This window comes from Desertivirga xinjiangensis, from assembly GCF_024436435.1.
GTDB lineage: Bacteria > Bacteroidota > Bacteroidia > Sphingobacteriales > Sphingobacteriaceae > Desertivirga > Desertivirga xinjiangensis.
In genome coordinates this window covers 436,578-449,918 of sequence record NZ_JAFMZP010000002.1, presented here as the reverse complement: position 1 = coordinate 449,918, position 13,341 = coordinate 436,578, and the positions used below count along the sequence as shown (strand labels likewise).

The window sequence follows — 13,341 nt, the reverse complement described above, 5'->3', positions numbered from 1 at the left end:
TAAAGAAAAATTGGATTTCGGTAGGCTTTAGAAAAGAATATTGAAGAGAATTGTAGTAAAGTGCACTTATTTCGACAGCTACATGAGCTATAAGCTGTGCGATTTGTACACAAAATAATATCTTTACACTTAACTTTTTTAAAGACACACCTCAAACCTTATATGAAGCGTTTATTACTCTACATATTCTTATTGTTTACTACCCCCCTATTTTCCCAGTCTCCTTACATTAATAATGTAAATCCGTTATCCGGGCCCGCCGGCACAACCGTAACTATTTGGGGGCGGTATTTTAATACGGTAGCGGCCAACAATAACGTATTTTTCGGAGGTGTAAAAGCTACTGTAATATCGTCAACAAGTACCTCAATAACCACCATTGTTCCAATAGGAGCGACATATAAGCCAATTTCAGTGCTAAACACTACATTGGGTTTAACTGGCTATTCTCCCATTCCATTTATTACTACTTCAGACAGTAAAAGCTCAATCACTTCATCGGACTTCGATCCGAAAGTAGATTTAACCACAGGTTATTCTCCCCGGGAGGTGTGTATGAGTGATATAGATGGAGATGGAAAACTAGACATGGTGGTTCTAAACACCTTAATAAATTTCACTGTATCTATTTTTCGTAACACAGCCACTAAGAATGTAGTTAACAAAACCTCATTTTCACCTAAAGTTGATATTCCAACTGGAAATACCCCGATTGCTGTTGCCGTACAGGATATGGATGGCGATGGCAAACCCGAGCTAATTGTAGCCAACAAACTAGGGAACACTGTATCGGTATACCCCAATAAAGCTACAAGCGGAACTATTAATGTCGATTCTTTCGGGTCAAAAATTGACTTTGCAACGGCCGCTGGCCCTTTAACACTTTCAGTGGGAGATATCGATGGGGACGGCAAGCCAGACATTGTTACTGCCAACGGAGCAACAGTCTCTGTTTTGCTTAATAATTCAGTAAAAGGAGTGCTTGACAACGCATCATTTGCTGCCCCATACAACATTAGTGTTCCTTTAAAAAACATAACGCTAGCCGATTTAGACAGTGATTCTCGCTTGGATATTGCAGGCATAAATACGTACGGGATGGTTTCTGTAATACATAACGCAAGCACTTATACCGGCCCTTTGAATGCTTCGTCTTTCGAAACGCCCATTAATTTCCCATGTGGCAATGGTGCATCAGTTATTGCAACTGCCGACCTTAACAATGACTACAAACTCGAATTAGTAACTGTAGATAGGACTGACAACACCCTGTCTATTTTAACAAATGCTACGAATGGCGCTATTATCGACAGCGAGTCGTTTTTACCACGAATTAGCACTATAACGGGAAAAGGGCCATATCAAATTGCTTTTGATGACATCGACGGCGATGGGCTATTAGATATGGCTGTACCCAATTATAATGATGGAAGTGTTTCCGTTATAAAAAACATTTATACTAGTGGGCCTATCACAAGTTCATCGTTCGCACCTAAATTAGATATAAATATAGAGCAGAACACCTCGGCGGTTGCTCTGGCAGATATCGATGGAGACGGCCGAAAAGACATCATCGTAACAAATAATTTTAATACAGTATCCCTACTTCGTAAAAATCCAAACAATCCGCCGGTTATAGGTTCTATAACTCCATTAGCCGGTCCGGTGGGTACCACGGTGACAATTAATGGTTCTAATTTTAACAAAAATGCTCTTGATTATAATATAGTCCATTTTGGTGCCGCTAAAGCGAAAGTAATATCAGCTACGGCCAATCAAATTGTAGTACAGGTACCTCCGGGTTCCACATATAAGCCAATTAGTGTATTAAATACGGAGACTACCCGTTCCGCCTATTCTTTAAAACCATTTAATGTAACCTATACCGCCAGCACAAGTACAAGCACATCAGATTTTGAATCACCTCTAAACACCCACTATCGTGGACAAAAACTTATGAATCTAGAATTAAGTGATATAGACGGCGATGGCAATCCTGATATGGTTACCGCAGATATTACTGCAAAGAAAATATCTGTATGGCGAAGCAAAGGGTTAAAAGTAACCTCACTAACCGAGCAATTTTATGCGGCTATTGATTTTGAGGGCGGAGATGCTATAGAAAACTTTAAGATTGGCGATCTGGACGGTGATGGCAAGCCTGATATTATAACTATTAACGAAACCATCAATACAGTTTCCGTTTTGCGAAACATATCTACTTCCGGTAATATCGCATTCGAAAAAAGAACAAATATCACTTCGTATTATCATACTTTTGGTAACCGCCTGATCTTGGTCGATTTAAATACAGATGGAAAACTCGATATCGTTACGTCCCAGAGTTATGGCTTATCTTTGTATGTACACCGCAACGTGTCATCTGTCGGTAAGATCGCATTTGCAGCTAGTACGGAGCTGAATCTACCGACACTTTCTGCTTTTGCGGCTGGCGATATCGACGGAGATGGAAAACCAGACCTGGTAATTAGCTCTTACGACCGCGACTATCCTTACAAAAATGGCATTACAGTAATTCGAAACACATCAGCAAACGGAAAATTTAGTTTTGAGCCGCCTGTACTGATGTCTGAACATTCCGGAGAATTTGATCTGGCAGATATTAATGAAGACGGGAAACTTGATATTATTCTGCATCAATTAATCATATTAAAAAACACGTCTACAGCAGGCGTTATTAACGGTTCATCATTTGCTGGTCCCTTAGTGTTAAATAGCAATCAAGCTAGAGCTTACACACTGACTGTGGCAGATATAGACGGCGATGGAAAGCCTGATCTTTTAACGGCGGACGAAAAACAACACAACCATAGTACATTATCAATTTTCAAAAACAATACAAATACGAACAACATTGCGTTTAATGTCTCCGCGCATATCGAAATACCTTACCAAGCACACACATTGGCTGTCGCCGATATTGATGGAGATAATTTACCGGACATTTTAGCTGCGATGTCCAATAATTCTATACAGCCAGTCTACCATCACCCTATGCCGTTGGTACAAACTTCACCGCAAATCACAGGAGTTAGTCCGTTGACAGGAGCAGTTGGCTCTCAAATAACCATAACTGGCAACAACTTCAACATACTGCCATCGGGCAACACAGTTACCATAGGCAATATCAGCAAGGTCGTTACCACCCCCTCGCCTAATAGTTTAACGTTAACAGTCCCGGCAAGCAGTACATATAGCCAAATACTGGTAGCAAATAATGCTAATAAACGGATCAGTAATTCATGGTTGCCTTTTAACACTACCTATAATTCCAAATACAGCATTACGGAAAATGATTTTAACGCTCCAGCTTATATAAGAAGCGAAAATTACAATCAGCGAGCAGTAATAGCAGATATAGATGGAGATGGAAAGCTTGACCTGGTGGTAATAAGTAACCAGGATACTCATAGGATTTTTATTCACCGCAATATTTCTATCCCTGGAGCACCTATTAGTGCGGGATCATTTGCGCCACCCGCTAGTTTTGATGTAGGTCGTAATGTCAAGATAATTGATGTTGACGGCGACGGGAAACCCGACATTTTAGCTGAAGGAGGCGGGCCGTTTGAATTTGGCAATAGTTTTGGCGTACGAAAGAACACCTCGGTACCCGGCACATTCTCATTTAATCTGCCCGTATTTACGGGCGTATCATACGGTAATCAGCCATCAACCGTCGCCGATGTAGACGGCGATGGTTTAGCCGATATGATTTCAACCGATGCCGATTTTAAGGCAGTGAAAATTTCGCAAAACATATCACGCGACGTTCAGTTCACCTTCGGTGTTGAAAAACAATTTCCAATCAAGTCCTACGCGACAGATTTGTCTGTCGCTGACTTTAATAACGATGGAAAACCGGATATTGTTACCAATAACTCAGACGGAAGTATATCTATACTTAAAAACACATCGGTTTCTAATATCATCGGAACCACATCATTTGCCCCCCATATCGATATAAATACGGGCAACACCTTAACCGGCATCTCCCAAAAAATGGGAGATATTGATGGTGACGGCAAGCTTGATATCATTATATCATACCTATTAGATAGTACTTTTTCAATACTACGCAACACTTCAGTTAATGCTGATATAAGTTTTGCCCCCAAGGTAGACTTTAAGTTATCACAACTATTAGAAGTAATTATTAATGATATAGACGGCGATGGTAAGCCCGATATATTAGCGTCAAGGGGTAACAATTACACAACACCTACTGGGTTCTCCATATTTAGAAATACCAGTACTCCGGGTGTTTTCAATTCCAACTCACTGAGCGCAAGTGAAGATATTATAACCGGGAGCATTTCGTCGCTAGCCACTGGCGATCTTGATGGGGATGGCAAATCTGATATCCTTGCCTCTATGGGCTACGTATTATCTATCTATCAGAATAATCCCCATACCCCTTCCAAACCTACCATAAGCACTTTTGCACCGAAAAGCGCTCTAACTGGAACTGTAGTAACTATTAAGGGAACAGATTTTAACGGTACAACCGCGGTAAGCTTTGGCGGTGTTCCGGCAACTTCTTTTAAAGTTGTATCGCCAACCATTATAACCGCTGTGCCTGCAAATGGAAACAGCGGTTCTGTATCAATACAGACTCCACTAGGCAGTGTTAGTTTAGGCGGGTTTATTTATGGCTCACCGACTCCTGAAGGAACGTCTATAACTCCCCTAGCCGACACTATTAAAGTTACGCTAATTGATGGCAAAGCCAAAACCCTTACTTTAAGCGATCTTGCAACAATAAATTCAACAATTACAAATCCTAAAATTACTTTAAGCACCCCGAGCTTTAATTGTTCCTCAATAGGTAATCAAAACGTAAGTATTAAGATTGAAGATTCAGCCAGCCCTCTCAATCCGGCAGCTGTAAAGTTTGATAGACCGAGTTCTGTAGCATTTGATGTATATGGCAATCTGTATATTTGTGATGCGGGAAACTCCAAAATAAGAAAGATAAGCGCATCTGGTGAAGTCACAACGTTAGCCGGAAGCGGTTCATCTACCAATACCGATGGCAAAGGCACTTTGGCAGGCCTGGCAATTTCTAATTATTCGAAATTAGCAGTCGATCCGTTTGGCAATATATACTTTACTGCAGGTTCTGTGCGTAAGCTAGATACACAAAATAATGTTACCACCCTCGCGGGAAACGGGAGATACACGAGCGGACACACGTATCCCGGTTCTGACATCGCTTCTGCATTAAGTGTTGCGACGGGAATAGCGGCCGCGCCCGATGGCACGCTCTATGTTTCCGACATGAGTGGCGGAACCATATCAAAAGTAACGCCGACGGGTGTCTCAACTGTTTTTGCGGGTTACTATGGTCACGGCAGTCAGGACGGACAAGGTTATTACGCTGCTTTTAGTTCTCCGGGTGGAGTAGCAATTGATGATAACGGTATTGTTTATGTGGCAGATTCTGGCAATGGTTCGATACGTAAAATTACCCCATCCGGGCAAGTATCTACATTGTTAACGAAGAAATCTGACACTTACCTATACCCTTTAGGTATAACGGTTGACCAAGATGGAGATATCTACATTATCAGTGGATCCTCTATTGTTAAAATAACTCCGGACGGAACAGTTACCACCATTGCGGGAAGCAGAGCATCAGGCGGAGCATATATTGATGGCCCCGGCTCTATAGCAAGATTTAATAACCCGAGCGGTATAGCTGTTGATGGGAAAAAAAACGTTTATGTAGCCGACTTGGGGAACAATTGCATCAGAAAAATCGATGCAACTGGCTTTGTAACAACTTTTGCCGGTGGCGAAAAAGGATATCGCGATGGCCATCTCGGCGCGATAAGCTCATCGGCTACGGCACTTGTTAATATCAAAGTAACCAGTGACATGGAAATTACAAATACCTTTACTGATCAGCATTTAGCACTTGATGAAACTGGCACAGCCGAAATTCCTGATTATACTAAAAATGTGTTATTGACAAGTAATTGCGAATCGACAAATTTCAAAATCTCACAATTGCCTGGTAAAGGGACCAGATTAAATGCGACAGAACAAGCAACTGTAACAATTAGCGCAACAGATCCTGCTGGTTACAGTGTATCAAAGTCATTTAAAGTTACGGCCGATGTAAACAGAGCTATTGTATTAAATCCAATCTCCAGTGTAGTATACGGAGCTGCGGATATAGAGCCTCAAATTATACCGCCTACCAATAGCACAGTAACACTCAACAGCAGCAATACAGCGGTTGCAATTATTGTTGAAAACAGAATTCGTATTGTCGGGGCGGGTATAGCGACCATAACAGCAACGTCGGCCGGTGCTTATATTGATCAAAAAATGCGGCAACTTATCGTAACACCAGCTCGTTTAACCATTAAAGCACAAGACAAAACCATATTATCAGGATCAGAGCTTCCTATTTTTACATACACTACTAGCGGTTTTGTCAATTCAGACACCGAAGAAAGCATCACCATAAAACCTACTGCAGAGACCAGCGCAACAAACACTTCCATTTCTGGCACATATCCTATTTTATTTAAAGGAGCATCCTCAACAAATTATACCTTTTCGTACTTACCAGGGGTAATTACCATACTAAAAAGCTTACCAGTATCTAATTTTGTTATCTCGACTACCACTGCTACATGCAGAGGTTTAAATAACGGTAGTATCAGCATCACCGCAGCACAAGAGCTAAATTACATGGCTACGCTTACGGGTACGACAAAAAATACAGTTCAATTTGATAACGCCACCACATTTAAGAACCTTGCAGCAGGCACTTATAAGCTTTGCATTAGGGTAGCTGCTAATGATAGCTATGAACAGTGCTACACCCTTACTATTTCAGAGCCAAAAACTCTCGGCATATCCACCTTAAGCACTGATAATAAAAACATTAGATTTTCATTAGAAGGTGGCACTATTTACAATATCCAGTTAAATGGTATATCCCAAACAACACGAGACAGCATAATTAACCTCGAGCTTGCAGATGGGAAAAATGATATTATAATTACTACTGACAAACCTTGCCAAGGCGTTATTTACAAGACAGTTATTTCATCTAGCGATATCACCATATATCCGACACCATTTGAAAATATAATTTATATAAACTTAGGCTACCAGACTGTAGGTAACGTTAGGGTTGATGTGTATTCCACAGTTGGATTCTGTATTTATGCCTCAAAATTTAACCACCCAGGCGATACTTTAAAGTTAGATCTTTCTAGCATCTCGATTCCTGGAGTCTACATGCTTAAATTAACTACTGATAATACCCAACGTATATTTAAAATAATAAAAAAATGAGAACAGGAACATTGGTATTACTTGTGACAATGTTAATTTGCGGATGTAAGAAAAAAACTGATGGAGATAAGCCCGATATGGAAATTTCCAATAAACCGGTTCTACTGTTTCCGAGCCAAAATTCAGCTTGTACAACCAGTACAATCGTATCTGCTACACAAAGTATAATCTCATTCACATGGAAACAGGTCGATAATGCCAGTAACTATGATGTAATTATTAAGAACATGACAACTGGCACATCGATAATACATAACACTCCTGTGCCAATGCTGGAGCTAACACTTTCGCGTGATACGCCATATTCATGGTATGTTATATCCAAACCGGTTAAAACACCATTAGAATCACAAAGTGATATATGGAATTTTTACAACCCTGGGCCCGGTGAAATTTATTATACACCTTTTCCTGCGGACCAAAATTCCCCCATTGGTCAATATGTAACGGCGCTTAATGGTAGTATTCAATTAAGGTGGAGAGGAAGTGATCCTGATAACGACATAGTCAATTATGATGTATATTTTGGAACTTCTATTTCTCCTGAGATCTATAAAAGCAACGTCCCAGATATGTTTTTAAATAATATAAAAGTTATTTCTGGAACTACCTATTATTGGAAAATAATCACAAAAGATGAACATGGAAATTCATCTAGTTCAGCATTGTTTCAGTTTCGAGTAGTTTAGCGTTCCTTCAAGCATTCCACATTTTTAGTATCGAGCTACTGGATCCATACCGTAAAGCAGTTTTGGTTATACCCAACGTTGTGTTAATTTAGCCAGTTCTCTTACATCTAAACTATCTCAATCGTCCTGTAAAGGAACTAACCGGCAAATCATGATTAATTCCTCACCTCTCATACTCCGTTTGACCATTTATCAGCAATACCTCATTTAACGCTTCCAAAACCACTTTAACATTCTGATCATCGGATGCTAGTTCCAGCCCTCCTTCGTAATATCTCATCATAAAATAGTCATATGATTTATCGGGCAATTCTTCAGAAAAGGCAAGTTCCCAAAGTGCTTCATAAATGCTGAGCAAATCAGAATGAAGCTCTGACATAAAAAACTCGATATAGGAACGAGAATATGGATTTCGTTCTAAATCTTGTTCCCTGGATTCTGTATCAAAATCCGGGTCTTCAGAAATACTAAGCTCCTCGTCCGAAAGATTATTCAGGTTTGCAATGGAATTCCGGGCATCGGCCAGGATCTCAATTATCCTGATAACGCCAGGTATGGCCGGATGATTCAAAGCTTTTAGAATTTCCAGATCTACAGGAAGCTGGTCTCCATCCACCAGGGTTGCTTTCCAGTCCTGCCATTCCTCTTCCAGACCGATAGTAAAGCCCAGGTCATAAAACTCATGGGCGGCGTAGTCCAGCAAATGAAACATTTTAATCAGCTGCTGCCGGTATTCAGATTGATTTTCCATTTATCTTAAAATCAAGCTAAGCTGACCCAAAACGGTCAGACATATGAACAAAAGTAAATTATCCTCATGCAAATTAGGGATACATACGCCCCCTAATAACCAAACAAAAAATGATTGTGATCACAGCTCCGGTCAGCTCCCTCACACCGATCTGAGAAATATAAATCTCCTGAAGCTTTTTTCTTACAGTTACTGCCGGCGAGACTTTACCATCTGGATCATTTACACCAGCGCTGAAAGCGTAAACACAAAAGAGAATAATAACAGCAGATAGAAGCTTAAATAAATGATTACTCCGTAACATGGTGATAATGAATTAAAGTTATTTTCGAAACTATACTCTGAATAATCTGCCAGAGCCGGCCATAACGTCCTGATGAGCCACCAGGTAAGCGCTTTGAAGATCAGTAAGGCCACCACCGCTATAATAATAGCGCTGAGAGCCCCGGGATCGATCGCCGCTGAGGTGACATCCAGGTACCTGGATATCACCGGATAATAAATGAACAGCAAAAGGCTGATCAAATGGCCAGATGTTCTTTCTTAATCTGGAATACCGACAAGGGTAGTTTTTTCCGAACAACTTGGCCGAAACTTCCGAAGGCTTTCGGTACCAGGGGATAATCTTTTCGGGTGTTTTCTGGTTGGGTTCCGGTAGGGTTGTCGAATAATCAGGAAATGTTATAGTCAAGTTTATACCCGGCGTCGCAAGCGATGCCGGGTATAAAAAAGGCAAATCTTAAAAGCAGTATTCGAAGATTGTTAAGATTTAAATTAACCTGCTTCTTTATGTTTTACATCCTATTTTTGGTTAGGCCATACCGGATGTGCGTGGTGAGATCGGAGGGTATGACTTCCAGTACTTGCAGATTGTAAAGTTCGCTATCAATATTGTCAAACAGGCGGATGCCGCTGCCTAAAAAGACAGGCGCAATGTGAATGAAGAACTCATCAACAAGGCCTGCGTTAAGATACTGCTGGATAGTTTCGGCACCACCTTGTATCCTTATATCCTTTCCTTGGGCTGAAGCTTTTGCTTTTTCCAAGGCGCTTTCAATGCCGTCGTTTATAAAATAAAAAGTAGTTGATCCTTTTTGAACCCAGGGTTCTCGCTCTTCATGCGTAATTACATACACATCCGCCTTGTAGATGTCCTCTTTCCAATGTACTTCTCCTTCTTCGAACATTCTTTTACCCATAATGTAAGCGCCTGTCCTTTCGAAAACGTCATCGATCAGTTTACTGTCTGCGCCATATTCTTCACCATACCCTGCCATATTAATGTGGTTCCAGAATGCCTTTTGTTTAATCATCCAAGGATGAATCTTGCCAGATACGCCTCCCATTGGGTTGTTGGGCCCTCTGTGATCGCCCGCGAAAAAACCGTCCAGGGAAATTCCGCTGTCAAAAATTATCTTGCTCATGTATAACTGCTTTATGATGTTTTTAGATAGGCTTCCAATCTGTTCAAGGTTTGCTTGCCGCCTTCAATTGCATTTACTTTTCTGTTCAGTTCCTCGATGATCTCTTTAGACTTGAAGGTGGATCGCATTGTTAGTAATGTTTTCCCGTTCATCTCCTCAAATGTGATGGTGACCAAAAAGTTGTAGTCTTCACTATTTTCACCGGTATGCTTGTAGGACAAGAGGGCGGGCTCAATAACTTCTATATACTCAATCTTATTTTCCCAATCCTTTCCCCAGCCGTGCATCACAAACTCCCAGGTTTGCCCCGGCGACACGGTCATTGATCTTGTGGTGAGCGAGAACCCATCTGGCCCCCACCATGCTTTGATATGTTCTGGATTTGTCCATACTTCCCACACCAACGTTCTTGGTGCATTAAGAAGCCTGGTGTGAATGAGCTGGTTGTCTTCCTGCTTAAAGGTGTTGTAGGATTCCATGATTTCTATTTTTTATTTTGGATCTTTCCGAGGTACTCTTCTAAAGAGTCGAATTTCTTGTCCCAGTATTTCCGGTATTGGTCAACCCAGTCAGTAACTTCGATCAGTTTTTCAAGGCGTGCTTCGCAATATCTTTCCCTGCCTTTTTGTTTTATGGCGATTAAGCCAACGTCGTTAAGAAATTGAACGTGTAAGGAGACGGCCTGCCGGGTAATGCTGAACTCTTTGGCGATCGCGTTAACATGCAACGGCTCCTTGGCCAGCATGCCGATGATCTGTCTGCGGGTTGGGTCTGCTATGGCTTGAAAAATATCTCTGCTCTGTGTCATAATGCGCAAGTAAAACCTTGCACAAATAAACGCGCAAGATTTTACTTGCGCAAATTTATTTTCACATAACGTTGTTACAAGGCGTATTTAAGGGCATTGCAGATGTCTTCTAAAAACAAGAAGGCTGAACATGGCGGATGAGCAAGGGCGATAAAATATTTGTCGACGGTAGGATATAATAGTAGTAGCTTTTTAAATTGACAAGTGTAAATTTACATCTACAACATGGTATGATAAAGAGCTAATTCCACTATTTCAGCAGATGAATCAAACACAATGGACAGCCATCAGGGATTTTGATCTGGATCGGCCCTTACGCTCTTATGGTTTCTCCACCCGGCTTGCAATGGAAAATAACTGGACGATCAATTTCGCCAGCGAAGCTATTCTGGAGTATAAAAAATTTATGTACCTGGCCGCTATCAGCGACTCCATGGTATCCCCTTCCGAAATTGTAGATGTGGTTTGGCACCAACACCTGGTGGACACGAAATCCTACCATCAATTTTGCCAGGTACTGGGAAAGCGAATTGAGCATATTCCCTCAACACATCATCCGGCCGAGTACGACAGATTCCGGCACGCAAAAGAAACCACGCAAAAGCTGTATGGGGAAATCTTCGGAGATCAGCCGCCAACCTTCTGGAACTACTCTAACATCTACGAGCCACTCGCCCTCGGCAAAGCAAGGTACAAAATCAGGGCTTTCCTGCTTTTGGCCATTCCCCTAGTATTACTGGCGTATATACCCCTGTTTTATTTATTAAGAAATAGCTATGTTCAAATTGGCAATCCCGGTTTCTTGATTGGATACGTTTTACTTTTCACTTTAATCCTGCTTTTCCTCGAATTCTATAACAGGAAAAAGTTTGCCGAACTTTTAAACCGTACTAGTAGCGATGCCTTCATCTTCAAGCTCGATCCACTCGAACTTGTTTATCTACAAACCGGCAAGATAGAAAACGTACTGCACGGTCAGGTGAGTCTGATGATAGATAAGCAAAAACTCGACTTCAGCGAAAACATATTAAAAAATCAAGCCGACGCCGCGATAGAAACGGTAGTCGAATACTCTATCTCAGAGGTAATCGATACCTATGGGCCGAATCGATATCCTCCCCTGCTGAAACATTTAATAGCGAGACCAGTATTTAGGGCCATGGAGAACAGCCTAGATGCCGTCAAAAAATACTTTGTCAAATCCCATTTCTTTTCACGGATATTTTATCTCAACTTTTTTCTGCTAGCAATGACCTTACTCGCAGGATTCGTCCGCCTCGGTACAGGTATTAGCATGGATAAACCGGTCGGTTTCCTCGTGATTATCCTTTTCATTCTATTAGTAGTATCGGTTGCTTTCCTTAACAGGACCACGAACTTGATTGCCAGGCATAGCATACCAGCCTTCTTTAAACAGAATTTTAAAGACACTCCGGACGACTGGAGCTGGCGCTACTTTTTAGAGGGCAATGCCGTACTAAACAGTCTCCTACTCCCGGTTATCATCGTTATGACCAAAACAAACGGTCCTTTTTCTGATTCAACCGGTTCCTCATGCAGTTCCGGTGGTTCTGATTGTGGAGGAGCTTCAAGCGGATGCGGTGGATGTGGCGGCGATTGAACTAAATGCTAGCTTCTATCAACTGACGACCCAGTATTATGTGCGCAGTATTGACCCGCTTACGATTCTTTACACACCAAAAAATTCCTCAATTGCATACCATTCTTGTGAATGACCGTGTATAGCCTCCAGAAAACAGATCAGGTGATAAATCTCGAATACGAAATCTATCGATTTAACTTCCATATCTTTTAGCTCAGGATGAAAATAGCCAAGCACTTCCTTTCTAAGATGCAGGTTAAAGCGCATTGCCGGAACTTTCTTCAGAAAAGTAATAAGAGCTTCCTCGAGCTCCGCGTTGAAAATTTCATTCGGTTCTACTGGCTTTCCGTCTTTTTCCTCATTTATGATTCTCTGATATTCTTCGTTCGTTTCAAATGACTCGACTCTGCTTTCCTTTTCGTAATGACTCGTTTTATGCCATTCTTGTGGATGAGCATGTATAACCTCAAGAAAAGCGATCAGGTGATGGATATCAACCACGAAATCTAACGTGTTTACCTCCATATCGTTTAATTGGGGATGAAGAAAGCCAAGCACTACCTTTCTAAGATTTCGGTTAAGGCGCATTACCGGGACCTTTTTCAGGAATACGATAAGGGCTTCTTTGATCTCAGGATTGGGAATCTCCTTCGGATCAATTGATGTTCCCTCATGTTTATTATTTATGATTTTCTGATGCTCATTATTTTTGTCAGATGTCTCCATTT

At 41.3% G+C, this 13,341-nt stretch carries 10 protein-coding genes; 3 read left to right on the top strand and 7 right to left on the bottom strand.

The window, feature by feature from the left end; translation table 11 throughout:
• Positions 1 to 162: 162 nt before the first annotated feature.
• Both J3P37_RS06760 and J3P37_RS06755 read left to right on the top strand, forming a co-directional pair.
• Complete coding sequence (locus J3P37_RS06760) at positions 163 to 7,338, top strand: FG-GAP-like repeat-containing protein (protein ID WP_256010310.1); 7,176 nt, start codon at positions 163 to 165, stop codon at positions 7,336 to 7,338.
• Positions 7,335 to 8,027: a hypothetical protein gene (locus tag J3P37_RS06755; RefSeq protein WP_256010309.1), complete on the top strand. Its 693-nt coding sequence runs from the start codon at positions 7,335 to 7,337 to the stop codon at positions 8,025 to 8,027. The genes J3P37_RS06760 and J3P37_RS06755 overlap by 4 nt, the downstream gene beginning before the upstream one ends.
• Positions 8,028 to 8,190: 163 nt before the next feature.
• Here J3P37_RS06755 and J3P37_RS06750 read toward each other — a convergent pair whose 3' ends face one another.
• The 6 genes from J3P37_RS06750 to J3P37_RS06725 all read right to left on the bottom strand — a co-directional run bounded on the left by J3P37_RS06750 (position 8,191) and on the right by J3P37_RS06725 (position 11,010).
• A complete protein-coding gene (locus J3P37_RS06750) occupies positions 8,191 to 8,778 on the bottom strand; it encodes a hypothetical protein (RefSeq protein ID WP_256010308.1) in 588 nt (195 codons plus the stop codon).
• Between the two features lie 73 nt (positions 8,779 to 8,851).
• Positions 8,852 to 9,082: a hypothetical protein gene (locus J3P37_RS06745; RefSeq protein WP_256010307.1), complete on the bottom strand. Its 231-nt coding sequence runs from the start codon at positions 9,080 to 9,082 to the stop codon at positions 8,852 to 8,854.
• 30 nt (positions 9,083 to 9,112) lie between these two features.
• Positions 9,113 to 9,469 carry a hypothetical protein gene (locus J3P37_RS06740; RefSeq protein WP_256010306.1) on the bottom strand — a complete coding sequence of 119 codons (357 nt, stop codon included), beginning with the start codon at positions 9,467 to 9,469 and terminating at the stop codon, positions 9,113 to 9,115.
• Between the two features lie 103 nt (positions 9,470 to 9,572).
• The gene (locus J3P37_RS06735; protein ID WP_256010305.1) at positions 9,573 to 10,202 is read right to left on the bottom strand and encodes a dihydrofolate reductase family protein; all 630 of its coding nucleotides are present in this window, start codon (positions 10,200 to 10,202) and stop codon (positions 9,573 to 9,575) included.
• A gap of 11 nt (positions 10,203 to 10,213) precedes the next feature.
• Positions 10,214 to 10,681, bottom strand: a complete 468-nt coding sequence (locus J3P37_RS06730) for an SRPBCC domain-containing protein (protein WP_256010304.1) — start codon at positions 10,679 to 10,681, stop codon at positions 10,214 to 10,216.
• 5 nt (positions 10,682 to 10,686) lie between these two features.
• On the bottom strand, positions 10,687 to 11,010 hold the full coding sequence (locus J3P37_RS06725) for an ArsR/SmtB family transcription factor (RefSeq protein ID WP_256010303.1): 324 nt from the start codon (positions 11,008 to 11,010) through the stop codon (positions 10,687 to 10,689).
• A gap of 262 nt (positions 11,011 to 11,272) precedes the next feature.
• Between J3P37_RS06725 and J3P37_RS06720 the strand changes: the two genes are divergently transcribed.
• A complete protein-coding gene (locus J3P37_RS06720) occupies positions 11,273 to 12,631 on the top strand; it encodes a hypothetical protein (protein ID WP_256010302.1) in 1,359 nt (452 codons plus the stop codon).
• A gap of 69 nt (positions 12,632 to 12,700) precedes the next feature.
• Here the strand turns inward: J3P37_RS06720 and J3P37_RS06715 are convergent, their stop codons facing one another.
• Positions 12,701 to 13,339, bottom strand: a complete 639-nt coding sequence (locus J3P37_RS06715) for a hypothetical protein (protein ID WP_256010301.1) — start codon at positions 13,337 to 13,339, stop codon at positions 12,701 to 12,703.
• Positions 13,340 to 13,341 lie beyond the last annotated feature (2 nt).